At 66.2% G+C, this 23,782-nt stretch carries 19 protein-coding genes; 12 read left to right on the top strand and 7 right to left on the bottom strand.

Annotated elements, in window-relative coordinates:
• Positions 1 to 49 precede the first annotated feature (49 nt).
• From VSR34_RS17865 to VSR34_RS17890, 6 genes are all read left to right on the top strand, one after another.
• Entirely contained in the window at positions 50 to 1,975 is a 1,926-nt protein-coding gene (locus tag VSR34_RS17865) for a potassium transporter Kup (RefSeq protein ID WP_028213868.1), read from the top strand.
• 332 nt (positions 1,976 to 2,307) lie between these two features.
• Positions 2,308 to 2,817, top strand: a complete 510-nt coding sequence (locus VSR34_RS17870) for a hypothetical protein (protein WP_028213869.1) — start codon at positions 2,308 to 2,310, stop codon at positions 2,815 to 2,817.
• A gap of 393 nt (positions 2,818 to 3,210) precedes the next feature.
• Complete coding sequence (locus tag VSR34_RS17875) at positions 3,211 to 3,804, top strand: DUF2760 domain-containing protein (protein ID WP_028231839.1); 594 nt, start codon at positions 3,211 to 3,213, stop codon at positions 3,802 to 3,804.
• Complete coding sequence (locus VSR34_RS17880) at positions 3,801 to 5,645, top strand: Hsp70 family protein (RefSeq protein WP_028213871.1); 1,845 nt, start codon at positions 3,801 to 3,803, stop codon at positions 5,643 to 5,645. Before VSR34_RS17875 ends, VSR34_RS17880 begins: the two co-directional genes overlap by 4 nt.
• Positions 5,646 to 5,650: 5 nt before the next feature.
• Positions 5,651 to 8,476, top strand: a complete 2,826-nt coding sequence (locus VSR34_RS17885) for an Hsp70 family protein (protein ID WP_342963111.1) — start codon at positions 5,651 to 5,653, stop codon at positions 8,474 to 8,476.
• 108 nt (positions 8,477 to 8,584) lie between these two features.
• Positions 8,585 to 9,295 (top strand): YceH family protein, encoded by a 711-nt coding sequence (locus tag VSR34_RS17890; RefSeq protein ID WP_028213873.1) that lies wholly within the window; start codon positions 8,585 to 8,587, stop codon positions 9,293 to 9,295.
• Positions 9,296 to 9,532: 237 nt separating this feature from the next.
• Here the strand turns inward: VSR34_RS17890 and VSR34_RS17895 are convergent, their stop codons facing one another.
• Positions 9,533 to 10,387 (bottom strand): alpha/beta hydrolase, encoded by an 855-nt coding sequence (locus tag VSR34_RS17895; protein WP_028213874.1) that lies wholly within the window; start codon positions 10,385 to 10,387, stop codon positions 9,533 to 9,535.
• A 238-nt stretch (positions 10,388 to 10,625) separates the two neighbouring features.
• Positions 10,626 to 11,420 (bottom strand): hypothetical protein, encoded by a 795-nt coding sequence (locus tag VSR34_RS17900; protein WP_028213875.1) that lies wholly within the window; start codon positions 11,418 to 11,420, stop codon positions 10,626 to 10,628.
• Between the two features lie 202 nt (positions 11,421 to 11,622).
• Between VSR34_RS17900 and VSR34_RS17905 the strand changes: the two genes are divergently transcribed.
• The 6 genes from VSR34_RS17905 to VSR34_RS17930 all read left to right on the top strand — a co-directional run bounded on the left by VSR34_RS17905 (position 11,623) and on the right by VSR34_RS17930 (position 17,192).
• The gene (locus tag VSR34_RS17905; RefSeq protein WP_036020234.1) at positions 11,623 to 11,832 is read left to right on the top strand and encodes a hypothetical protein; all 210 of its coding nucleotides are present in this window, start codon (positions 11,623 to 11,625) and stop codon (positions 11,830 to 11,832) included.
• Between the two features lie 258 nt (positions 11,833 to 12,090).
• Complete coding sequence (locus VSR34_RS17910; protein ID WP_036020251.1) at positions 12,091 to 12,528, top strand: hemerythrin domain-containing protein; 438 nt, start codon at positions 12,091 to 12,093, stop codon at positions 12,526 to 12,528.
• A 23-nt stretch (positions 12,529 to 12,551) separates the two neighbouring features.
• Positions 12,552 to 13,748, top strand: coding sequence for a 5-demethoxyubiquinol-8 5-hydroxylase UbiM (ubiM, locus tag VSR34_RS17915; RefSeq protein WP_028213877.1), 1,197 nt, complete (start codon positions 12,552 to 12,554; stop codon positions 13,746 to 13,748).
• Between the two features lie 321 nt (positions 13,749 to 14,069).
• A complete protein-coding gene (locus VSR34_RS17920; RefSeq protein ID WP_342963112.1) occupies positions 14,070 to 15,878 on the top strand; it encodes an HAD family hydrolase in 1,809 nt (602 codons plus the stop codon).
• Positions 15,879 to 15,927: 49 nt separating this feature from the next.
• A complete protein-coding gene (locus VSR34_RS17925; RefSeq protein ID WP_042290910.1) occupies positions 15,928 to 16,872 on the top strand; it encodes an MBL fold metallo-hydrolase in 945 nt (314 codons plus the stop codon).
• A gap of 59 nt (positions 16,873 to 16,931) precedes the next feature.
• Positions 16,932 to 17,192 carry a hypothetical protein gene (locus VSR34_RS17930; RefSeq protein WP_342963113.1) on the top strand — a complete coding sequence of 87 codons (261 nt, stop codon included), beginning with the start codon at positions 16,932 to 16,934 and terminating at the stop codon, positions 17,190 to 17,192.
• A 54-nt stretch (positions 17,193 to 17,246) separates the two neighbouring features.
• On the opposite strand, the gene VSR34_RS17935 is transcribed toward VSR34_RS17930, so the two are convergent.
• The 5 genes from VSR34_RS17935 to VSR34_RS17955 all read right to left on the bottom strand — a co-directional run bounded on the left by VSR34_RS17935 (position 17,247) and on the right by VSR34_RS17955 (position 23,673).
• Positions 17,247 to 18,455, bottom strand: a complete 1,209-nt coding sequence (locus VSR34_RS17935; RefSeq protein WP_342963114.1) for a GNAT family N-acetyltransferase — start codon at positions 18,453 to 18,455, stop codon at positions 17,247 to 17,249.
• Positions 18,456 to 18,836: 381 nt separating this feature from the next.
• Positions 18,837 to 19,256, bottom strand: a complete 420-nt coding sequence (locus tag VSR34_RS17940) for a hypothetical protein (protein WP_051391071.1) — start codon at positions 19,254 to 19,256, stop codon at positions 18,837 to 18,839.
• 539 nt (positions 19,257 to 19,795) lie between these two features.
• Positions 19,796 to 21,052: a chromate efflux transporter gene (gene chrA, locus VSR34_RS17945; RefSeq protein ID WP_342963115.1), complete on the bottom strand. Its 1,257-nt coding sequence runs from the start codon at positions 21,050 to 21,052 to the stop codon at positions 19,796 to 19,798.
• A gap of 233 nt (positions 21,053 to 21,285) precedes the next feature.
• A complete protein-coding gene (locus tag VSR34_RS17950) occupies positions 21,286 to 22,167 on the bottom strand; it encodes a hypothetical protein (protein WP_342963116.1) in 882 nt (293 codons plus the stop codon).
• 369 nt (positions 22,168 to 22,536) lie between these two features.
• Complete coding sequence (locus VSR34_RS17955; RefSeq protein ID WP_028213880.1) at positions 22,537 to 23,673, bottom strand: branched-chain amino acid ABC transporter substrate-binding protein; 1,137 nt, start codon at positions 23,671 to 23,673, stop codon at positions 22,537 to 22,539.
• Positions 23,674 to 23,782: the final 109 nt, after the last annotated feature.

The raw sequence follows: 23,782 nt of genomic DNA on the forward strand, positions 1-23,782 counted from the left end.
TAATCGCCGTGGCCGCTCGGGTTCGCTCGCGCGGCGTCAGGAGGGAGACATGGCACAATCCGCATCCGCTGCGCCGGGCCACGGGCACGTTGGCGACTCCGGTCCGCATCGCCCGGCTCTCCCTGCGCTCGCGCTGGCCGCGCTCGGCGTGGTTTATGGGGATATCGGCACCAGCCCGCTCTATACGCTCGCCACGGTATTCGATCCCGGCAACGGGCTTGCGCTCAATGCCTTCAATATCGTCGGCATCATCTCGCTGATCTTCTGGTCGCTAATGATCGTCGTCTCGCTAAAGTACGTCGCGCTCATCCTGCGGGCGAACAATCACGGCGAAGGCGGCATCATGGCGCTGCTCGCGCTCGCCGCTTCGTCGGTTTCCGGGCGGCCCCACCTGCATCGCGCGCTGCTCGTGATCGGCGTGATGGGTGCGGCGCTCTTCTTCGGCGACAGCGTGATCACGCCGGCGATCTCCGTGCTGAGCGCCGTGGAAGGCCTCGAAGTCGCGGAGCCCGCGCTCAAGACCTATGTGATTCCGGTCACGCTCACGGCGCTCATCGTTTTGTTCATCACACAGAAGCATGGCACGGGCGGCATCGGCGCCGTGTTCGGTCCGGTGATGGTGCTCTGGTTCGCCGTGATCGGCGTGGCGGGGGTCGTCAACATCGCCGCCGCGCCGGTCGTGCTGGTCGCACTCGATCCGCTGCAAGGCCTCGCATTCTGCATGCATCATCGCTGGCTCGCTTTCGTCGCGCTGGGCGCGGTCGTGCTTTCGCTCACGGGCGCCGAGGCGCTCTATGCCGACATGGGCCATTTCGGCAAGCGGCCGATACGCCTCACGTGGTTCGGCATCGTGTTTCCTGCGCTCGCGCTCAACTACCTCGGCCAGGGCGCGCTGCTGCTGGCGCATCCCGGCGCAGTGCAAAACCCGTTCTACCGGCTCTTCCCGCAATGGTCCATCCTGCCGATGATCGTGCTCGCGACGATCGCGACCGTCATCGCATCTCAAGCCGTCATTTCGGGCACCTATTCAATGGCCATGCAGGCCATGCAGCTTTCCTTCCTGCCACGCATGAATATCGTGCATACCTCGGAGCGCGAGATCGGGCAGATCTACGTGCCCGGCATCAACTGGATCCTGCTCATTGCCGTCGTCGCCGCGGTGCTCGGCTTCCGCTCTTCCACGGCGCTCGGGTCCGCTTATGGCATTGCCGTGACCGGCACCATGCTCATCACGACGTTTCTCACGTTCTTCGTGGTGCGCTACGCGTGGCATTACAACTGGGCGCTTTGCGTCTTCGCGACAGCGTTTTTCTTCGTGATCGACGCCATGTTTTTCTCGGCCAACATGCTAAAGATCGTGGACGGCGGCTGGTTCCCGCTCGTGATAGGCGCGCTCATGTTCACGGTCATGGCCACCTGGGGACGCGGGTGGGAAATGATGCTCGCCGAGGCGCGAGCGCGCGCCGACAAGAAGCCGCTCAAGCCCTACCTGACGGCGCTGCTCGAGCGTTCGCCCGTGCGCGTGGGCGGCACGGCGATCTTCCTCACGCCGAACGCCAACGCGGTACCGCATGCCCTTGCCAACAACCTGCGGCACAACCGTGTGCTGCACGAACGCGTAGTATTCCTGAGCGTGATGACGAAGGATGTGCCATGGGTAGCCGAGAGCGAGCGCGTGGTGGTCGAACTGCTCTGCCCGGGCTGCTACTACGTCGTCGTCAATTACGGATTCAAGGACGACGTCGACTTGCCGCGCACGCTGGCCGCATACAAGTCTGCGGAACTCGCGTTCGATCTCGACGAAACGTCGTGGTTCCTGAGCCGCGCCGTGGTGGTGCCCACGCGCGGCCATGGCATGTCGTTGTGGCGCGAGCGCCTGTTCGCGGTGATGCTGCACAACGTCGGGAATATCGCCGCATTCTTCAAGCTGCCCGCCAATCGTGTGATCGAGGTGGGCGCGCGCGTCGAGATCTAGCGGTGGCTCGGTGCGCGCCTTTGCCGACGGCCGGTGCGTGATTGCTCCAGTTCGATGTGCACAGCGCAGGATGGGCAATATCGCGGTCGGTCGGTGAGCTCGTTTGGGCTGCCGGCACGGCGTGCGGGTCATGCGGGAATGCGAAATCATATGAAGTGCGTGCGAATCTGGGATTGGCGTCCGCCTCGCGTGTCGCAGTGTCGGAGAGTTGACTCGGCAGCAACGGGTACGTCGGCGAAGCAGATTCCGGCTTGCGCGTTGCGGGGATGTCAGGCGTAGGATGACTGGAATCGAGCGGTAGCACGCGACCGCATCACCCAAGGAGGGCCATCATGAGACGCCTCTATTTCCTCGCTCCCGACACCACGACGGCGCAGGCAATCGTGGACGATCTGCTGCGCGCCCGCATCACCTGGCGCCATATCCACGTGCTCGCCAACCACAGCGTTGGGCTCGAACGCCTGCCCGAGGCGTCGCTCTTGCAGCGCAGCGACGTCGTGCATGCGCTGGAGCGCGGCGTGGCGTTCGGCGGCGCGACCGGTGCGATCGTCGGTCTGGTGGCGCTGATGTTTCCGCCCGCGAATCTCGAGATCGCGGGTGGTGCCGTCGTCGCGCTCACGCTCGCCGGCGCGGTGTTCGGCGCGTGGACGGCCGCCATGATCGGCGTGGACGAACCGAACACGCGGCTTGCGCGCTTTCGCGGGCCGATCGAGGACGGTCAGTTGCTCGTGATGGCCGACGTTCCCGGCTCGCGCGAAGCCGAGATCGAGCAGAACATTGCTCAGCATGTTCCGCGCGCCGACGTGGAAGGTGCGGAACCGACGACGCCGATCTTTCCCTGAATTTGCCCGGGTTTCGCTGGCATCGGCGCGGGGCTCACCGCCCATGCGCCGATGCGGCCGCGCGGGAATCGCGAAGTAATGCGAGTCGAATCTGCGGTGCACCCAATCTGAACCGCGCAGCAATCCGGCCCGTCCCTCTCTGCCCCGGCGCCACGCGCAGTTCGAACCGCCAACCCACGCGCCCCCCAGCCGCGCTAAAGGCGCCAATTCCCCGCCAAATCCCGCATTTTGACCGGCTCACGCCCGCGACAAGGCAAAATACGGGTTTTGAGCCCGCGCCGGGCTCCAGTCCCCCTGCTGGCCGCCTCCTTCCAGGCATCGATCGGGCCTCGTCGCGAGCCCGGCAGGTCGGCTCGCGTTGCGAGCCCAGGCAAGATATTTGGAGTCGTCTCTATGCCCGAATCGAATCTGTCTTTCTTCGGCCGGCTTTCGGTCGCGCTGGGATCGTTCTTCGCGATCCTCGGCGATGCCGAGCTTGCCGCTAACGTGCGCCGTCTGCGTGAAGGCGGTCCTGCGTCGTTCGCCCCCGCCACGGTCACACCCGCGCCCGCCGCGGCGCCGGTGGCGAAGCCGCAGCCCGCCCCCGCGCCCGCCGTCATCAAGGAAGCGACTCCCGACGCCGCGCTTCAGCTGCTCGGGCTGCTCCAGCGCAACGCGCGTTTCGTCGATTTCGTCGAGGAAGACATCGCCGGTTACAGCGATGCCGATATCGGCGCCGCCGCGCGCATCGTCCACGAAGGCTGCCGCGCCACGCTGCGCGACCATTTCGCGCTCCGCCCGGTGCGCAGCGAGGCCGAAGGCGCGCGCGTGACGCTGCCCGCGGGCTTCGACGCCGCCGCCGTGCGCCTCACGGGCAATGTGGTCGGCGAGGCGCCCTTTAGCGGCAGCCTCACGCACCGCGGCTGGCGTGTCGAGGAAGTCAAGCTGCCCCAGCTCGTCAAGACGCACGACGCGAGCATCATCGCCCCCGCGGAGGTGGAACTGTGAGTGAATCGCGATATTCGATCGGCGTCGACCTCGGTACGACGCATTGCGCGCTGTCTTACGTGGACCTCCTGGCGAGCGACGGCGAAAAGACAGAGCAGGGCGTGCTGAACGTCACCCAGCTCACGGCGCCGGGCACGCTCGAGTCGCCCCACCTGCTGCCTTCGTTTCTCTACCTGCCGCACGCGGGCGAGATGACGCCGGGCGATCTCACGCTGCCGTGGACGTCCGAGCGCGACTACGCCGTCGGCGAACTCGCGCGCAGCCGGGGCGCGGGCACGCCCATACGCCTCGTTTCGAGCGCGAAGAGCTGGCTGTGCCACCCGGGCGTGGACCGCCGCGCGGCGATCCTGCCCAACGATGCTCCGCCAGAAGTGACGCGCGTCTCGCCGCTCGAAAGCTCGGTGCGCTATCTCACGCACCTGCGCGAGGCGTGGGATCACGCGCATCCCGAGGCGCCGTTCGCCGACCAGAACATCACCGTCACGATTCCGGCGTCGTTCGATCCGGCCGCGCGCGAGCTGACGGCCGAGGCGGCGCAGGCGGCCGGCTACGCCAACATGACGCTGCTGGAGGAGCCGCAGGCGGCGCTCTATAGCTGGATCCAGAAGAGCGGCGGCGCCTGGCGCAAGGAAGTGAAGGTCGGCGACATCATCCTCGTGGTCGACGTGGGCGGCGGCACGACCGACCTTTCGCTCATCGCCGTGATCGAGCGCGAAGGGAACCTCGAGCTGCACCGCGTAGCGGTGGGCGAGCACATCCTGCTCGGCGGCGACAACATGGACCTCGCGCTCGCGCACGTCGTCGCGCGCAAGCTCGCGGCCCAGGGCACGCAGGCCGATCCGTGGCAATTGCGCGCGCTGACCTACGCGTGCCGGTCGGCCAAGGAAGCGCTGCTGAGCGACGCGTCCGTCGATACGGTGCCGATCGTCGTGCCGAGCCGCGGCTCCAAGCTCATCGGCGGATCGATCCGCACGGAACTCACGCGAGCCGAGCTCACGCAGATCATCCTCGAAGGCTTCTTCCCGCAGGTGGACGCCACCGCGCGCCCCGCCGCGCGCACGCGCGCGGGCCTCACGCAGCTCGGCCTGCCCTATGCGCAGGATGCGGGCGTCACGCGCCATCTCGCCGCCTTCCTCGGGCGCCAGGTGCAAGCGCTTGCGGAACTCGAAGGCTTTGGCGCATTGCCCGAAGGCGCGACCTTCCTGCATCCCACGGCGATTCTGTTCAACGGCGGCGTGTTCAAGTCGCCGCTGCTTTCGCAACGCGTGCTCGACATCCTCAACGGCTGGCTCGCGGCCGAGGGCGCCGCGCCCGCACGCCTGCTGGGCGGCGCGGACCTCGACCTCGCCGTGGCGCGCGGCGCGGCCTATTACGGCTACGTAAAGCGCGGCAAGGGCGTGCGCATTCGCGGCGGCACGGCGCGCGCGTACTACGTGGCCGTGGAATCGGCCATGCCGGCGGTCCCGGGCATGGAGCCGCCCGTCTCGGCGCTTTGCGTCGCGCCGTTCGGCATGGAAGAGGGCACGGAAGTGCCGCTCCCGCCGCAGGAGTTCGGCCTCGTGGTGGGCGAGCCGGTGCATTTCCGCTTCTTCGGTTCGTCGGTGCGGCGTCAGGATCAGGTGGGCACGATGCTCGACTACTGGTCGCCCGACGAGCTGCAGGAGCTGGAGGAAATCCAGGCCACGCTGCCGACCGAAGGCCGCACCTCCGGCGAGGTCGTGCCGGTGCGGCTGCACGCGCGCGTGACGGAAGCCGGCACGCTCGAACTCGAAGCGATGCCGAGCGGTACGAGCGAGCGCTGGAAGGTCGAATTCGACGTGCGCGGCGGAGCAAGCGCCTGAGTCCGATGAAGCCATACGTCGTCGGCATCGACCTGGGGACGAGCAATACGGTCGTGGCGTACGTGGAGGCTGGCGGCGACGCCATCCGCGTGTTCGACATCGAGCAGCTCACCGGTCCCGGAGAAGTGGGGGCGGAAAAAATGCTGCCTTCCGCGCGCTATCACCCGGCGGCGGGCGAGCTGGCCGAGGGCGATCTGCGCCTGCCGTGGAGCGCGTCTTCCGAGAGCGCCAGCGGCGAGCTCGCGGGCGTCGTGGTCGGCCGCCTCGCGCGCACGCTCGGCGCGCAGGTGCCGGGCCGGCTCGTGGCGAGCGCGAAGAGCTGGCTCTCGCATGCCGCGGTCGATCGCCTCGCGCCGATCCTGCCGTGGGGCGCGCCCGACGACGTCGCCAAGGTGTCGCCGGTCGTCGCGAGCGCGAGCTATCTCGCGCACGTGCGCGCCGCCTGGAACCATCGTTTTCCGCATGCGCCGCTCGAAGACCAGGACGTGGTGCTGACCGTGCCCGCGTCGTTCGACGACGGCGCGCGCGCGCTCACGCTCGAAGCGGCGCGGCTCGCGAAGCTGCCCGCGCTGCGGCTGCTGGAAGAGCCGCAGGCCGCGTTCTACGACTGGCTGTACCACCATCGCGCGACGCTCGACGCCGAACTGGGCGCGTCGCGCCTCGTGCTCGTGTGCGACGTGGGCGGTGGCACGACCGACCTCACGCTCATCAAGGTCCAGTTCGAGAAAGGCGAGCCGCAGCTCACGCGCATAGGCGTGGGCAACCATCTGATGCTGGGCGGCGACAACATGGATCTTGCGCTTGTGCATCTGGCCGAGAGCCGGCTCGTGAATACGCAAAACGCGCAGAACGCGCAAGCACGCCTGAGCGCCGCGAGCCTTTCGCAGCTCGTCGAGCGCTGCCGTGTGGCGAAGGAACTGCTGCTCGACGCGAGCGCGCCGGAGTCCGTGCCCGTCACGCTGCTCGGCGCGGGCGCGCGCCTCGTGGGCGGTGCGCGCACCACGCAGCTCGGCCGCGAGGAAGTCGCGCAGATCGTGCTGGACGGCTTTTTCCCGATGGGCGCCGCGAGCGACCTGCCGCGCCGCTCGCGCGCGGCGATCGTCGAGTTCGGCTTGCCCTATGCGGCCGATCCGGCCATCACGCGTCATATCGCGGCGTTCTTGCAGCGCTTTGCCGCGCAGTCGCGCGAGGCGCTGGGCGAGGTTGGCGCACAGGACGCCGCGCCGCCCGTGCCCGACGCGCTGCTGCTCAACGGCGGCGTGTTCCGCGCCCGCTCGCTCGCGCAGCGCCTCGCCGACACGCTCGGCGCCTGGCGCGGCGAGCCGCTCAACGTGCTGCAAAACGATCAACCCGACGTGGCCGTCGCGCGCGGCGCGGTCGCCTACGCGCTCGCGCGCGCGGGCCACGCGCCGCGCATCGGCGGCGGCTCGCCGCGCAGTTACTTTCTCGTCCTCGACGATGCCGCAAGCGACGAGGCGCGCACTACGCCGCGCGGCGTATGCGTCCTGCCGCGCGGCACCGAGGAAGGGCATGAACTGCATCTCGATGACCGCACCTTCGCGCTGCAGCTCGGCCAGCCCGTGCAGTTCCACCTGGCATCGACGGTTGCCGACACCGCGTGGCGGCCGGGTGAGATGGCCGACCTCGCGGCGGGCGACTTCGTGCGCCTGCCGCCGCTCGCGACGGTGGTGCCCGCGTCCGGAGATGCAAGGACGGCGCGCGAGCGCCCCGTCAAGCTCACGACCGCGTTGACCGAAGTCGGCACGCTGGAGATGCACTGCATCGCCACCGACGACGCCTCGCAGCGCTGGCTGCTCGAATTCGCGCTGCGCCGCGCCGAGCACGAAGGCGGCGCGTCGACAGCGGGCGGCGAGTCGCGCCACGCGGGCCTCGACGACGCCATCGAAGCGATCGAACGCGTGTTCGGCGCGCGCTCCGCGAAGGTCGATGCGAAAGAGGTGAAGCGTCTGCGCGCGCATCTCGAAGAGCGGCTCGGGCCGCGCCAGAACTGGGACGGCTCGCTCCTGCGCGAGCTGTTCGGCGCGCTGTGGGAGCGCGCGGGCAAGCGCCGGCGTTCGGCCGATCACGAACGCCTGTGGCTCAACCTGGCCGGGTTCAGCCTGCGCCCGGGGTTCGGCTATCCGCTGGACGAATGGCGCGTCGAACAGCTCTGGACGCTCTTCGACGACGGCATCCAGTTCGTCAACGAAGGCCAGGTGTGGTCGGAGTGGTGGACGCTCTGGCGGCGCGCGGCGGGTGGGCTGAACGAAGCGCAGCAGAACGAGGTACTGGAGGCGATGACGTACCTCGAAGAGGCGGCCGGCTCGAAGCGCCACAAGCTGCCCTTCGACCCAGCGAAGCTCGGTTTTCCGGACATGATCCGGCTCTATGCCTCGCTCGAACAGATCGCTGCCGAGCGCAAGGTCGAGATCGGCGAGCGGCTGTTGCAGCGGCTCCAGAAGCCTTCGGAGAATCATCAGACGTGGTGGGCCGTGGGGCGCATCGGCGCGCGCCAGCCGTTCTACGGCAGCGCGCATGGCGTCGTGCCGCCGGAGACGGCCACGCGCTGGCTCGACGCGATACTCGCGCTCGACTGGAAGAAGATCGAACCGGCGATGTTCGCCGCCGCGCAGATCGCGCGCATGACGGGCGACCGCTCGCGCGACCTCGCGCCCGAAGTGCGCGACGCGGTGCTGCGGCGCCTCGAATCCGCGAACGCGCCGCCCACGTGGGTGACGATGGTGCGCGAAGTCGTCGCACTCGATACGGCCGACACGGGCCGCGTGTTCGGCGAAGCGCTGCCGGCGGGGCTGAAGCTGATCGCAGGTTGATCGCAGGCTGATCGCGGCGCGAGCGGCGCCCGACTTCTGCGGGAAGCGCGGCGCGCGTATGATCGAACGCCTGATTCCCATCTGTTTTTCAGCGAGCCCGATCCGCCCATGAATTCTCCTGCCGAAGCCTCCTCGCCGCGCGCGTTGCGCGCACTCTCGCCGATCGAGGCGCGTATCGTCGGCGTGCTGGTCGAAAAGCAGCACACCGTGCCGGACACCTATCCGCTCTCGCTCAACGCGCTCACGCTCGGCTGCAACCAGAAGACGGCGCGCACCCCCGTCATGAACGTGAGCGAAGCCGAGGTGCTGGCCGCGATCGAAGACCTCAAGCTGTTGAGCCTCGTGTTCGAAGGCAGCAGCAGCCGCGTGCCGCGCTTCGAACACAACCTGAACCGCGTGCTCGGCGTGCCGAGCCAGGCCGTGGCGCTCCTCACCGTGCTGTTGTTGCGCGGCGCGCAGACGGCCGCCGAACTGCGCCTGAACTCGTCGCGCCTGCATGGATTCGCCGATGTGTCGTCGGTCGAGGGTTTCCTCGAGGAGCTGGCGGAGCGCGAACCGCCGCTCGTCGTGAAGCTGCCGCGCGCGCCGGGCGAGCGCGAGAGCCGCTGGATGCATCTGCTGTGTGGCGAGGTGAGCGCGGCCAGTTTCGCGGGGGCAGGGGCAGCCGCGCCTGGCGCGCGCGATGAATCCGGCGAGAGCGTCTCGCTCGCGGATTTCGAGGCGGTGCGCGCAGAGCAGCAGCGTCTCGCCGACGAAGTCGCCCGCTTGCAGACGCTCGTCGCACGCATGGCAGCCGAACTCGGCATGTCGCTCGACTGAGCGTCGCGGCTCGTGCTCTCGTTGCCGACGAATCGCTTCAAGATGACGCTTGCCTGATCCTGCGACGATCGAGGAAATCACGGCATTCGCAATCGTCTGAAGCGCATGCCGGTGGCGTTGCGCGCGGCACACGTGGCATGAGTACGCTGCGCACCCAATTCCGCAGCAAGAACGCGAATACCGGCATGCACGGCGCGCATGCGCCGCGTCGTCGTGCAAAGGCCGGACGGCGACGCCTCAGCCTTGCGTGATGAAGGTGTGCACGTGGGTGTTGAAGAGATCGGGGTGCGTGCCGTTCATGCCGTGCGTGGCGCCCTTGATCGTGACGCGCCGGGCAAACGCGATCCATTGTTCCAGCGCTTCGACGTTGTTGCGGAACATGAGCGGGCTGCGCTGACCGTCGATGAGCAGCGTGCGGCACTTGATCTCGCCGGCGGCGCGCGGCGCGTAAGGCGGCAGCGGATCCTGCAGCTGCTTGGGCAGCGTCGTCGCGTTGGCGATGGCCATCTGGCGAAAACCCGCTGAGCTTTTTTTCCAGGCGCCCGGCACGCTCACGGAGTCCACGAACAACTCGAGACCCGCTTCGACTTCGCCGCTGTGGATGAGGTCGGCGGCGCGCGTGCGCAGCGTATTGGTCGCGGGAGGCAGCGCGGCCTCGTCGTCGTCCACGCGCGAGAGCGGGCCGCCCGGGTCCGCGAGCACCAGCGAGCGCACGAGGCGCGGATAGCGCCGGGCGAGATGCCAGGCCACGCAGCCGCCGCGCGAATGACCGACTAGGTGCACCGATTCGAGGCCCAGCGCGGCAATGAAATCGGCCAGCTCGGTGACGTGGCTCTCCCAGCCGAAGTCGCCCTGGATGCAGGCGTCGGCAGCCGGCCAGTAGTGGCTCAGGCTCGGTGCGATGCAGCGGAAATGCTCCGAAAGGCCGTTCAGCTGCGGCATCCAGTAACGATAGTCGCAAAGCGAGCCGTGGACGAACAGCACCGGCTCGCCTTCGCCGCGTTCGAGAAACGGCAGGGCAATGCCCGAGTGAAGCGTGGCGTACGAGAGGTCGGGCGCGGCAAGTAGCGAGGGATCGATGCGTTGGTTCAAGGAGAGGCTCCTGACGTATGAGCGTCACTTTGCCGCAAGCGCACGATTAAGGGAAACTCAATAAACTGAAGGAATCGATAAGATTTTCTGATTCAAAAAGGGGCGTAACGCGGCGCGGCCGGTACGGTTGCGTTGCAAGCTTTCGGGGGTGAAGGCAATCGGGTGCGCGCGCGGTGCTGACGGCGTTGCGCACGCGATCGAGAGGGTGGCCACGCGCTGCACGCGGCTTCGCATGTCATCAATCGGCGTCTACGGCGCTTTGCTGCGCAATATGAGCGGGCTTTTTCATGGCGAGCTGCTTCGTGAGCCATTGCGCGAGCATGGCGAGCGCGGCGGCTTCCGCAAACGCTACCGACGCGCGCTGCACGGGCAACGAGAACGCGAGGGAAAGGCAGAACGCGGCGAAAGAGAAACGCCCGAGCACCATGCCGCGCACGAGCGAGACGACGAAGTCGGCGCCGTGCGCGCGCTGCGACGACACGCAAAGAATCGTGCCCAGCAGTGGGAACACGGCGAGCAGCCCGCTCCACGAAGCACCGACACGGCCCGAAATCGACGTCACCACAAGGGTGAGTGCGGCGCCGGCGCCCATCCGCCCGAGCAGGTCGGCGCGCGTGAGCGGCGCGCCTGCTGCAACAGCCGTGCTGCGCGGGAGGAACGATTGGCCGAGGCACACCGCGGCGAGCGCAACGAAAGCGGATGCCGCGGGCGTTACCGGGAGATGCGCGAGGCCGAATGCGCTGACGAACCACGCGGCAAGGCCGGCCGCGAGCGCGGTGGGCCAGGCATGTGCGCGGCATATCCACGCATAGGCGAAGTTGTAGGCCTCCGAAGCGAGGATGGCCGAGAGCGAGAGGAGCGCGGCGTGCGCGCCGAAGGCGCTGCCGTGGGCGAGCACGAGCAGGAAGAGAATCGGACCCGCAACGACGGGCAGGCCTGCGAGCCATCCTGCAACGGCAGGCCCCCACCATTTGCCCGACATCGAAACGATCAACAGGAAAAGCGGAACGAGCGTGAGCTTGAGCGCAAGCATGGCGGCGGGCGATTTTAAAGGCGAATGGTAGCAGGCGTAATGCTTGAAGCGCTTGAAGCGCTTTAACCGCTTGAAAACATGCGCAAGCCTCAGGGTTCTCACGTCCACGTTAATCCGCATTGCGTCGCAGCAAGTTCGTTCTTAGACTGATTCTCATCCAGGCAATCGTCGGAGACGATATTCCCACCACGGGAGGCTTCACATGAACATATTGCAATCGCCGAGCCGGCCATCTGGTCCGCGGCTGCACGTATTCGAGCAGGAAGGCGGCTGGCACTGGGGTATCACCATCGAGCGGTCCGCTGGCGGCGGATTCAAGGTCATCGCTTACAGCGAGAAGACTTTCAACGCCGAAAACGAAGCACAATCCGACGGCGATCGCGCCCTCGTCAATCTCGCCGAAATGGCCTGAGCCGCGCCTCGCGCGCGACTCTTGAATCCCGGCATCTCGTTCTCGCATCTTTCGACGTTTCCTTTCGTCTGCTCGCTTGACGCGCTTTTTCCCTGCCCATGCGTTCGAGCGGGCAGAACGCGCCTTGCGTAAGGGGCGACCAACTGTCTCACCACCGATCACCGGTCGTTTGCCAAAAATCAGCGCGCAAAGGGAGGCGTCCCGCTATCCTGGAATTTTGTCCGCATGCGCCTTTCAGGCGCGCTTCGCATTTTCCTCATGACCTTATCCGCGCCGCACCGCTCGCCAACGCTCTCCCCCGAACTGCAACTGGGGGAGCCCATGACCGATACGATGCATGCCGGGTTCGTGGCGCTGCTCGACGCCGCGGCGTCCGCGCCGAACGAAGCCCTGGTCGCCGCGCTCGACGCCTGGGCGGCTCATACGAAGCAGCACTTCGCGCAGGAAGAAGCGTGGATGGAGACCATGAACTTCGGCCCGCGCCATTGCCATGCGGGGCAACACCGGCATGTCCTGAACGTGGTCGGCGAGGTGCGCAGACAGATCGTCGAGGAGGGACGCTTCGACACAGGACGGCAACTGGTGAACGAGCTGCGCGAATGGTTCGCGTGGCACGTGAAGACGATGGACTCGCTCATGGTCGAATCGCTGCTCGAGTGCGGCATCGCGCAAGCAGTTCCTCATCAAGCCGCTTGACGCCTGGCCGGAGCGTTCGACTCATGAAAGCAGATATCGTCATCGTGGGCGCAGGGCCGGTGGGGTTGTGTCTCGCGCGCGCGCTCAGCGGCTCTGGCCTGAAGACCGTGATGGTCGAACAGCAGCGCCTTGCCGACATCAGCGAGCCGCCGTTCGATGGGCGCGAGATCGCGCTGACACAGAAATCCGTCCGCTTGATGCGCAAGTTCGGACTCTGGGATCTCATCGACCCGCACGCGCGCGCCCCGCTTTGCAGCGCCAAAGTGTTCAATGGGCCTTCCACGGGTGCGCTGGAGATCGGGCATGAGCTGAGCGGCCATGCGGAACTGGGCTGGCTCGTTTCCAATCACCTGATCCGCAAGGCGGCCTACGAGGCATTGCGGGAAAGCACCGCGCGGCACGGCGACGTGACGCTGCTGGCGGCGCAAAAGGTCAGCAGCGTGAAAGCCGGTGACGAGCTGGCGAGCGTGACACTGGAAAGCGGCGAGACGCTTTCGGCGAGACTCATCGTCGCGGCAGACAGCCGCTTCTCGTCCACGCGCAAGATGATGGGCATTGCGGCCTGCATGCACGATTTCGGCAAGGCCATGCTGGTTTGCCGCATGACGCATGAAGCGCCGCACGCGCACACCGCGTGGGAATGGTTCGGCTATGGTCAGACGCTCGCCCTGCTTCCCTTGAACGCGGATCGGGCGAGCCACGCACATCAGTCGTCGGTCGTGCTCACGCTGCCCGTAGGCGAAGTGAACGAGATCGCGGCGCTCGCGCCCGACGCGTTCGCCGGACAAATCGAAGATCGCTTCATGCGGCGGCTCGGGGCGATGAAGCTGGCCAGCACCCGGCACGTTTATCCGCTCGTTTCGGTTTATGCGGATCGTTTCGTCGGGAAACGCTTTGCCGCCGTGGGCGACGCGGCTGTCGGCATGCACCCCGTGACCGCGCATGGGTTCAATTTCGGGCTGCTTGGCGTGGAAACATTAGGAAGCCGAATTATCGAGGCGCACAGGAACGGCTTCGACATCGGCGCCGCCCCCGTATTGCAGCGATACGAAATCCAGCACCGCCACGCGACGAAGCCGCTCTTTCTCGCCACTCGGTTCATCACCGACATCTACACGAACAACACCATGCCCGCGCGACTGGCGCGCGATTTCATGTTGCGCGCGGCGTCACGTCTGATGCCGTTCAGGAAGGCGATTGCGGCTTCGTTGACCGGTTAGGCTCGAACGCCCTGAACGCCTCCGCCGCCTCCGTGTCCGTAATGGACCTGTTCCGTACGCAATCGCGCGTGCGGTCCGGCACAACGTTTGCGCTTCCATCGCCCGAGGCAGCAATCGCCCCATTTCTTCTTGGCCAGCCGCTCGTTTTCGCGCGTGTGCTTCGGGATTGAGCCGTGCTGAAAAAGCGCATCGGTGCGGCCACAGCAATCATGGGACTTGCCAAGCTGAACCGGGCCGCGGGATATCCCATAGAGGAAACCGCATCGTCATTAATGCGTGTGCGCCACGCCTCGCGAGCATCGTGAGAAACAGGAGAGACGGATGCGCTTCTCAGTCCTCGCTACCGACTACGACAACACGCTTGCAACGAATGGCGCGGTCAGCGCCGAGGCGTGGGAGGCGCTCACGAGGCTGCGCCGCTCGGGGCGCGAACTCGTGCTCGTGACAGGGCGCGAGCTCGACGATCTGCTCGCCATCTGCGCCCACCCCGAGTTGTTCAGCCGGATCGTCGCCGAGAATGGCGGCCTGCTTTACCGGCCCGATACCGGCGAGTTGCACACGCTCGCGCCCCCGCCGCCGGCGGGCTTTGCCGAGGCGCTGCGCGCACGCGGCGTCCTGCATCTGGGCGTGGGCAAGACGTTGATCGCGACGATGCACCCGTATGAGCGCATCGTGCTGGAAACGATTCGGGAAATGGGCCTGGACCAGCACATCGTCTTCAACGGCGACGCGGTGATGGTCGTCGCGCCGGGCGTGAACAAGGCGAGCGGACTGATGGCTGCGCTCGACGACCTGGGCCTCTCGGCACGCAACGCCGTGGCGGTGGGCGATGCGCAGAACGATCATCCGCTGCTCGCCGCCGCCGAGCTTGGCGTGGCCGTCGCCAACGCGGCGCCGCGGCTGTCGGAGCGCGCCGACTTCACGCTCGAGGTCGCGAACGGCGCAGGCGTCGCCGCGCTCGTGGACGAACTCGTGCAAAGCGACCTCGCCGCGCGTATGACGAACAAGTGTCCGTTGCGGCTCGGGGAGCGCGCAGGCACCAACGAAACGACGGAACCCGAGCGCACCGGCGGCGAAGCCGCCGACCTCTTGCTCGAGCCGCCGGCTCAGTCGATGCTGATCGTGGGGGCGTCGTCGTCGGGCAAGTCCTTCTTCACGCGCGCCGTGCTCGAACAGCTCACGGCTCAGGGCTACCAGTTCTGCGTGATCGATCCAGAGGGCGATCACGACGAACTGCAGGGGGCGATCAGTCTGGGCGACGCGCGCGCCGCGCCGTCGCCGGAGGCGCTCGAAAGCGTGCTCGCGCATCCGTCGCTGAGCGTGTCGCTCAATCTCATGGCGCTGCCTTTTGCCGATCGGCCGGGCTTTTGCGCACAGATCAGTGCCTCGTTACATGCGCTGTACGCGCGCACGGGCAGGCCGCACTGGATCGTCTTCGAAGAAGCGCAGCATCTGTTCGTGCCCGACGCGGCGGGCGTGAGGATGCCTGCGGCACCTGCGGGACTGAGCACGCTTTACGTGGCCCCGCGCGCCGAGGCGCTGCCCGGCACGCTGCTGGGCACCGTGGACACCGTGGTGGCGGCGGCCGCCCAGGCGGGCGAGGCGCTGGCCGCGTTCGCAAGATGCAGGGGCATCGAAGCGCCCACGCTTGCGGCTGAGCCCGCTCAGGGAACCATGGTGCTCTGGCGCCCGGGCGGCGGGCATCGCCATGCCGCCGTGCCGTTCGTCCCGGCGCGCGCACGTCAGTCGCATCGACGCCATGTGCGCAAATACGCCCAAGGCATGCTGATTCCGGAGCGCAGCTTCTGGTTTCGCGGGCCGGATGGCGCGCTCAACCTGCGCGCCCACAACCTCACGCTGTTCGTGGAACTGGCGCAGGGCGTGGACGATGAAACGTGGGACTGGCATCTCCAGCGAGGCGATTACGCGCGCTGGTTCGGCGAGGTGATCGGCGACCGCGACCTCGAACGTGTTGCCCAGGCCGCGCTCGAAGCGCGGCGGCAAGGCGCTGACGCCGCCGCCACGCGCGATCGCATTTGCGGTGCCATTGCATGCCGCTACACGGTGCCGGAAATGCCGACGATGCCCAATCTCCTCGCCACGCCGCGAACGCCGTCGGGCGAGGCCTGAAGCGCAGGCGCACAAAGTGCGGTGATCATGCATGGAGGAGGAACCCGCGATGGTCATACACCACTTGAATTGCGTTTCGACTTGCCCACTCGGCGGGCGGCTCATGGACGGACACACGTCGTCCGTGGCCACGCGAGGCGAGCTTTGTTGCCACTGTCTGCTGATCGAGACCGAGCAGGGACTCGTTCTGGTGGACACCGGCTTCGGTCTCGAAGACGTGCGCCATCCGCGCTCGCGACTCAGCCGCTTTTTTCTGGCGCTGGTCAGCCCGGACTTTCGCGAAGAAATGACCGCGATTCGCCAAATTGAGCGGCTCGGGTACGATCCGCGCGATGTGCGCCACATCGTGCTCAGTCACCTGGATTTCGACCATGCCGGCGGCTTGTCGGATTTTCCGCAAGCGACCGTGCACATGTTCCATGTCGAATCGACGTACGCGCACGCGCAGCGAACCTGGCTCGATCGCCAACGTTTTCGACCGCAACAATGGCTATCCGCACAGCTTTGGCAGACCTATCCGTCCGACGACGGCGAACGCTGGCGCGGCTTCGAACACGTGCGTGAACTCGACGGGCTGCCGCCATCGATCCTGCTCGTGCCGCTGCGCGGGCATACGTTCGGTCACGCGGGAATTGCCGTCGAAGGGTCCGATGGCTGGCTGCTCGACGCCGCCGACGCCTACTTCTATCACGATGAAATGGCTGCGACGCCACACTGCACGCCGGGCCTGCGGTTCTATCAATGGCTGCTCGAGAAAGACCGTCGCGCGCGCCTCGCCAACCAGGCGCGCTTGCGCGAGCTGCGCCGCGAAGACAAGGACGTACGCATTTTCTGCAGCCACGACATGATGGAATTCGAGGCGCTCGCGGGGCGGCCCGGCGGCACGCTTCCGCGCGAGAACCCGCGCCGTGCGCCGCGCGGGTTCAGCGCCGCGGCGCGGCCGTCGCATTGGAACTATTTGACGCGCCATGTCCATACGCCGCTATGCGGTTGACCAGCCAGTGGCACGGGCCGTGCGAACACAGGAATACTAATCAATGCATGGAGCCAGCCATGAACGATCGAACCAAAGAGGACGCCGCCGACCCTGTCGAACGCGCTGGCGCCCGCAGGAAAGCTCAGCGCGACGGCGATGTCGATGTGCGGCCGGATGGCACCGTCGAACAGAAGCCGCATGGCAACATGGACAGCACGCTGGTTCCCAAGGGCCCGGACCATCCCGACCAGGGACCGTACGAAGCCGAGCATGACAGGAAGGTTCCCGACGTGGATCCGGACGCCGAGCCCCACGGCAAGGGCGATCTCCCAGCCTGACCGCGCGCCGCGCACACGCGCCCGTGCGCGTTACCGCACGGGCGCATTCCGTGATCATCGCGCTGCGGTAAGCGCGCGCAGCTTCGCGCGCAGCGGGTCGATGGCAGACTGGCGCACCCTTCGAAATACGCGCCCAAACTGCTCCGCGGCAACGGGCAGCTCAGCGAGCCTGCCCCGCCATGTGAGTATGACGAGATGCGATTGGTACCAGCTCTTGTGATTCGACCAACGCTCCTTGTAGGGCGAGAAATATGGCCGGAAATCGAAATCACGGCCGTTCGCCTGCGCCCACCGAGCCATGCTGTCGACGAGCAGGTTGCCGACGGAACGCGCGGCATAGGCCTCGTCATAAGTGGTGATGAAATACTCCAGTTTGCGCGGCCCGACCAGATTGACGGCTGCTGCGATGGGAGCGCCGTCGAGTTTGACGAACGAGACCAATGGAGTCGTAGCGAGATCTGTCCGCTCGGCGAGTTCGACGAAGAAGTCGCGCACATCGTCATTCATCAGATAGGGGGCGTCGAGTCCGCGCGAGAGCACCCAGTTGCGCTTGTTCTCGAAGAGCCAGCTCAGTACCGCACGGGCATCGCTGGCGTCGTGACACCAGCCGTACTCGACCGCGCCATCCTCCGAAAGCCGCCGTGCGAGACGCCGCAAGGGGCGGCGTAGCGAGTCGGGCCTCGTGGTGATGAAAGCATCGAAGCTGGGGAAGCGCGACAGCTGCATGGAGTAACCGGACAGCAGACGCCAGCGCTCCGGAAGGGCCCGCAGAATCCACGACTGGGACGCGCGCGAGAGCGCCGCGTGGAGTGGGCTGTTGCACTCGACGAACCGTATTTCCAGCACGTCGGCGTCGACGCTGCGCAGCGCATCCACGGCGGCGTCATAGAAGCGCCTATCGTCGCGATTGGCCACGAGCGGGCCGCCGTATTCCTCATTGCTCCCGCAGCCTAGCGCACGTGCAACCCGGCATGCGCCTTCGCGCGCGATGCACAGCGGCCACAGCGCGACGAGCGTGCCTCCTTCGTAAACCAGCGCGATAACGACTGTCGCACCCCTGGCCGATGCTCTGGCCGCCGCGATTTCGCAATAGGTGAACTCGAGCGACGCAGGGCCCGCAGTGCAGAGCGCTTCCCAGGAGGGGCGCAGTTCCTGCAAGTCGGTGAGCGACCTGCATACCCGGATTTCATGACGAATACTTGCCGTGTTCTCCCGGGCGGCAATTTCGGGAAGGAAGACGGTCTCGGTCGGTGAGTTTCGCATTGTGTTTTCCCGGTAGTCCGATTCGGCGAGGTATCGAATTCGTACGTATTTCCCTTATCAATGTGTACTCCGAAAGAGAGGCGTATATCTATCGGAGGCATACCCATATCATCGATCCAAAAAAAGCCGTGCAGCGCACAAAAGTAATTCCGGTACTTGAATTTGGCGGCGAACGACTAGTGAGTGGTAGATGGGTGGTAAGAGGAATATGGGCTTGCGGTAAAACGCACCGCACAATTGCCCGAGTGCGTTTACTTTCAGTACGTGTTGCCACTCGATAGATCTTTTGAATGATCCATTACGGGAAATCTGACATGGAGCCGTGGTGCAAGTGAGGAATCTACATGCTGCGATGCGAGCGGACACAATTGCCGGTCTTCTTCAGAAAATGGCGGACCCGAGCATGCCAAGAATCGCGACTACGTACGTGATTGCGGTGAGGGTTGCCGCGAGGCGCAGCGGGCGGCCGACTGTCGGATTGCTGGTGGCCGTGACGATGCTTATTCCGATACCGAGCAAGGCGAGCACGAAGAGTCGCGACAAAAGACTCCAGCCATCCAGTCCGACCTTGGAGATGGACCAGAAGAGGGCGGCGGCGAACACGCCGAAATACCACGCTAGCCCCGCTGCGCGGTTCCACAGCATGAGAATGCCAGCGCCGATCAGCGCAATGCCCGCAACGAAGTAATAAGGCGCGTGGCCCATCCAGGGAATCCATCCACCCAGCACCGCGAAAGCCGCGCCGACGAGGATGATCCATTCTGCAGTCTCGGCAGGAGACGACCAGCGGCGGTAGGACATGAAAGTTCCCCTGATGCGGACAAACGGGGCTTAGGATCGATCGATCTCATCGATGAAAAGACATGCGAATGCACGTTGATCGTAAGTAGCCGATGTCTCAAGGTCAAGGGTAATGACCCATGAAGTCATGAGTAGCTCGGAACGTGCTCCTGATTGATATTTCTGCCACGAGAGAATTGCCGGTCTACTAACTAGCCGAGAGTCGACATTACCGAATCAGATGATTTATCCGGAAAGACTTGCGACGCAAGTGGCGTATCACGGGAAGGAATGCGTCAAGGTTACTTGCGGGACCAAGGAGTAAGCGTGGGCACGCGCGATGCGCGCTCGATGAATTGCGCGCGAATTTCGGAGCCCTTAGCTTGCCGCAGGCGCACGCGATCGAGCGGTACGCAATCGAGTGCGAGTACGCGCCCGGTTACCTGACGCTCGCCCGAACGCCACGCAAGGCGCGCCACTCGATGCGTGGGTTCGCCACATGGCGGACTTTTATCGATATCCGCTGCAGTGGCGATCTGATGCTCGCGTTGCGAGGTATCTCAGAAGACGGTGTGGACGAGCGGGGCGATTTCTTTCTGCGCGATTCCCGCCGCGATGCAGAACGCGACGACGACCAGCGGCGGCATTCGCCAACGCGTCAACGAGACGAAGCCGATGACGGCGATGGCGAAGTCGGCCGAAGACTGGACCGCGCTCGTCCACACGGGCGAGTACAGCGCCGCGGCCAGCAGCCCGACCACGGCTGCATTGATGCCCGCAAGCGCCGAAGCCATGGCCGGGCGCGCGCGTAGTGCCTGCCACCACGGCAATGCGGCGATGACGAGCAGAAGCCCCGGCAGAAAGATGCCCGCGGTGGCGAGCAGCGCGCCGCTCCAGTGCCGGGGCGGTTCGGTCATCACCCAGCCAAGAAAGGCCGCGAACGTGAAGAGCGGCCCGGGCACCGCCTGCGCCGCGCCGTATCCGGCAAGAAAATCACCGGGCGCGACCCAGCCGGTGGCGACCGTTTCCCGCTGCAGCAAGGGCAGCACCACGTGTCCGCCACCGAACACCAGCGCGCCGGACCGGTAGAACGCCTCGAATACGCGCACGCCCTGCGCTGCGACGCTCGCACCGGAGACTGGAAGCCCGGCCAGCAGCACGCAGAATGCGATCAGCGCCGCGACGCCGGCCGCGCGGGACACGGGGAATTGCGCGGCGTAGGGCATTGCTGCGGGCGCGGTCTCGCTGGTGTTCGCGCGGCACAGCGCGAGACCGAGCAGCGCCCCGGCGGCGATCACGATGAGCTGGGCGAAAGCCGTCGTCAAAACGCTCAGGAGCGCGAGCGCGGCAAGCGCGATCGCCGCGCGCCGACGGTCGGGGCACAGACGGCGCGCCATGTCCCACACCGCTTGAGCGACCACGGCCACGGCGACGAGCTTGAGCCCGTGAATGACGCCCGCGCCGGCCGGTCCCGCGAGGTTCGGGGCAATGACCGCAAAGGCCAGCATCAGGAGCACGGATGGCAACGTGAAGCCGCACCAAGCCGCCAGTCCTCCGGCCCAGCCCGCACGCAGCCAGCCGATCGAGAAGCCCGTCTGGCTGCTGGCGGGCCCGGGCAGAAATTGACAAAGGCCGACCAGATCGGTGAAGGCCTTGTCGTCCAGCCAGCGGCGGCGCTCGACGAATTCGCGGCGAAAGTAGCCGATGTGCGCGATCGGGCCACCGAAGCTCGTCATGCCGAGCTTGAGGAACACGACGAGTACTTCGACGACGCGGCCAACGCGAGACGCGTGGACTGACGACATTTCAGAATTCATGGGTGAGCAGGTGGGGGAAGGGCTGCGGTTTCGGGAACGTCGCGATAGTAGCGCGAGAGGCGCCGCCGGGCCACCGTGGCGACTGCGGCAGCCGATGGCGCGGGGTCCTGGCAATGAGCGAGCAGCGCCGCGCTGCCTTCGCGCGAAAGGCGAGGGCCCAAATGGCGTTTACTGAGGAAAAACGCGGGGACGCTTCGCTCGCGTCGCGGCCCGAGTGCCGCGACGGGCAACGATCAGTGATGCCAGAACAGAGGCCCCTGGTGAGAATGTGTGTCGCCTGCCTGCGCGTACTGGCTCTCCCTTGGCCAGTACCGGCCATGGCGCTTGCCCCCGCCCGATTCGTGCCCGGCGTCCGCGAGCGTGAGCAGGCGTCTCGCTTCGCGGCTCGAGGTGTCCACGTTCACCGCGTGCCCCGCGTCCTGCCTCACGCAGGCCCACTGCCGCAGGTGCTCGCATTGCCGTGCGAGGCCGATCAGCATGTCGCGCTCCTGCTCGCGCGCGACGAGGTCGGCCTCGATTTGTTGCGCGTCGGTGTTGCCGGGCTCCGCGTCCAGCGCGCTCGTGATCGCCCTTCGAGCGGGCCACAGGTTATTCCTGTCGAGACTGGCGCGCGCGCTGGCCAGGTTTCGGGCGGCGTCGGAATGGGCGTTCGCATAGCTCGGCGCGGCGGGCGCGAGTTTGAAGGCGGGCGCCTTCTGTAGCGCGACGCCCGGCTGCGCCATGTTCGCGCGGGTCGTGGCGGCGCGCGGGAGCGCGGCCATGACGTGCGCGCCGTGCGGGCGGGCCGCCGGCAACGCGAGTTTGTCCTTCGAGCCGGTCACGGAGCCCTCGACCACCTGGGCGCCGAGCTTCGGTTCCCAATCGCTGCGAAGGACCGCATAGGCGGTGAGCGCGATCGCGAGCGCGCCGAGACCCACCCATGCGTAAAGTGGCCGGCGCGGGCGGCGCGTGATGGTTTCCTCGTCGATCGAAGGGTAGTCGCCGTCGTAGACACGTTTGCCCCCGGCATTGCCCGGCGGGCCGCCTGGGTTCGTGAGCACGTTGTCGGCGACGCCGCCCGCGCGTTCGTCGGGCGCGCCATCGCCCGTAGCGGCAAGGCGTGATGCAGCCGCCAATTGATTCGCGCCGCATTGGGGACAGAGGATAAGCGGCGCGTTGAGCCTCATCCCGCAGTAGGGGCACTCCCACGGGCCAGATTGCTCGTGACCGGGTTCGTCGAACATGGGAAAGCTAGCTTTGGCTTCGATTGACGAAGAGCAGCAAAATGGGTGCCGCAGTTCGCGCACCAAATCGAATATGGGCCACTTCGTCCCATAGATCAATCGGCCGATTCCGCCAACACCTGGCGGAATTGGACAGGGCGTGCGCCTTCCTCGCGCGCGAAGAAATTCGCGATATTCCGCGCACGTTTATTTATGCAGCCTGGGAGAGAAGGGCACTAGCCGGCGGGGCCGCCCTGGACCCGCCGGTAAATCAATTGCTCATCAACTGCCTGCAATGGTGTCGACGGGCTTGAAGTCGCCGTGCTGAACCTTGTAGATCGTCACCGGTGCGTCCTTGAGGTCGCCGGTCGAATCGTAGGAAATTGTCGCAGCGGATACGCCCTTGATCGACAGCTTGTCGAGATACGCGCCGTAGACCTTCGGATCGGTCGAGTTCGCGTTCTTCATGGCGGTGAGAAGCGCCATCGTGCCATCGTACGAGTACGGTGAATACGTGATGGGTTCCTCGCCAAAGCGCGCCTTGTAGCGCGTTGCATAGCTGGCGAAGCCGGGCATCTTGTCCTTCGGCAAACCGCCCATGTAGACGATCGCACCTTCCGCTGCGCTGCCGCCGATCTTGAGGAAGGTAGGCGAGCGCGACATTTCCCCGGTCACGAACGCCGCCTTGATGCCGAGCTGGCGCATCTTGCGAATCATCGGCGACGATTGCGCGTCGCCGCCGCCGTAGAACACCGCGTCCGGACCGAGGCCCTTGATATTCGTGAGGATTGCAGAGAAGTCGAGCGCCTTGTCGTTCGTGTAGTCACGCTTGATCACCGTGCCGCCGGCCGCCTCGACCGCCTTCGCGAATTCGTCTGCGATGCCCTGACCGTACGCCGTGCGGTCGTCGATGATCGCAATGCGCTTGAAGTGCAGCGACTTGACGACATAGGCGCCCACGATGCGGCCGGCCTGTGCGTCGCTCGTCAACAGACGATACGTCGTCTTGTAGCCGCGAGCCGTGTAGACCGGGGACGTTGCCATCGAAATCTGCGGCAGTCCGGCGCGATTGTACAGATCCGAGGCGGGAATGCTGGTGCCCGAGTTGAAGTGGCCGATGATTCCGCGTACGCCGTTGTCGATCAGGCGCTGCGCAACCACGGTACCCGTGTGCGGGTCGGCCTGGTCGTCCTGCGAATCGAGTTCGAACGATACCGGCTTGCCGCCGATCGTGGGGCGCGTGGCGTTGAAATCGTTGATGGCCAGCAGCACGCCTTTTTGCATGTCCGTGCCATAGTTCGACTGCGCGCCCGTGAGCGGCGCTGCAAAACCAATCTTGACGACATCGGCGGCGTGGGCGGCGGCGCATGAGCATGCCCCGGCGACTACGAGCGCGGAGCGCATTACCTTCAGTTTCACTTTTCACTTCCCCTCAGGTGCATGTTGGGCGATGCCGGACGCTCGGTGCTTCGGTGCCGGCGAGTGGTTTTCGCGTCGCCGCGTAACGTGGCGGGATCGGCCAATGCAG

The sequence above is a fragment of the Paraburkholderia sp. JHI2823 genome, from assembly GCF_038900695.1.
Classification (GTDB): Bacteria; Pseudomonadota; Gammaproteobacteria; order Burkholderiales; family Burkholderiaceae; genus Paraburkholderia; species Paraburkholderia mimosarum.

What these genes read in the sequence shown, in the direction of transcription:
- VSR34_RS17905 (WP_036020234.1), top strand. Translation starts at nt 11,623, where the DNA reads ATGAACATATTGCAATCGCCGAGCCGGCCATCTGGTCCGCGGCTGCAC.
- VSR34_RS17885 (WP_342963111.1), top strand. Translation starts at nt 5,651, where the DNA reads ATGAAGCCATACGTCGTCGGCATCGACCTGGGGACGAGCAATACGGTC.
- VSR34_RS17865 (WP_028213868.1), top strand. Translation starts at nt 50, where the DNA reads ATGGCACAATCCGCATCCGCTGCGCCGGGCCACGGGCACGTTGGCGAC.
- VSR34_RS17900 (WP_028213875.1), bottom strand. Translation starts at nt 11,420, where the DNA reads ATGCTTGCGCTCAAGCTCACGCTCGTTCCGCTTTTCCTGTTGATCGTT.
- ubiM (WP_028213877.1), top strand. Translation starts at nt 12,552, where the DNA reads ATGAAAGCAGATATCGTCATCGTGGGCGCAGGGCCGGTGGGGTTGTGT.
- VSR34_RS17920 (WP_342963112.1), top strand. Translation starts at nt 14,070, where the DNA reads ATGCGCTTCTCAGTCCTCGCTACCGACTACGACAACACGCTTGCAACG.
- VSR34_RS17910 (WP_036020251.1), top strand. Translation starts at nt 12,091, where the DNA reads ATGACCTTATCCGCGCCGCACCGCTCGCCAACGCTCTCCCCCGAACTG.
- VSR34_RS17870 (WP_028213869.1), top strand. Translation starts at nt 2,308, where the DNA reads ATGAGACGCCTCTATTTCCTCGCTCCCGACACCACGACGGCGCAGGCA.
- VSR34_RS17890 (WP_028213873.1), top strand. Translation starts at nt 8,585, where the DNA reads ATGAATTCTCCTGCCGAAGCCTCCTCGCCGCGCGCGTTGCGCGCACTC.
- chrA (WP_342963115.1), bottom strand. Translation starts at nt 21,052, where the DNA reads ATGAATTCTGAAATGTCGTCAGTCCACGCGTCTCGCGTTGGCCGCGTC.
- VSR34_RS17940 (WP_051391071.1), bottom strand. Translation starts at nt 19,256, where the DNA reads ATGTCCTACCGCCGCTGGTCGTCTCCTGCCGAGACTGCAGAATGGATC.
- VSR34_RS17875 (WP_028231839.1), top strand. Translation starts at nt 3,211, where the DNA reads ATGCCCGAATCGAATCTGTCTTTCTTCGGCCGGCTTTCGGTCGCGCTG.
- VSR34_RS17935 (WP_342963114.1), bottom strand. Translation starts at nt 18,455, where the DNA reads ATGCGAAACTCACCGACCGAGACCGTCTTCCTTCCCGAAATTGCCGCC.
- VSR34_RS17930 (WP_342963113.1), top strand. Translation starts at nt 16,932, where the DNA reads ATGAACGATCGAACCAAAGAGGACGCCGCCGACCCTGTCGAACGCGCT.
- VSR34_RS17925 (WP_042290910.1), top strand. Translation starts at nt 15,928, where the DNA reads ATGGTCATACACCACTTGAATTGCGTTTCGACTTGCCCACTCGGCGGG.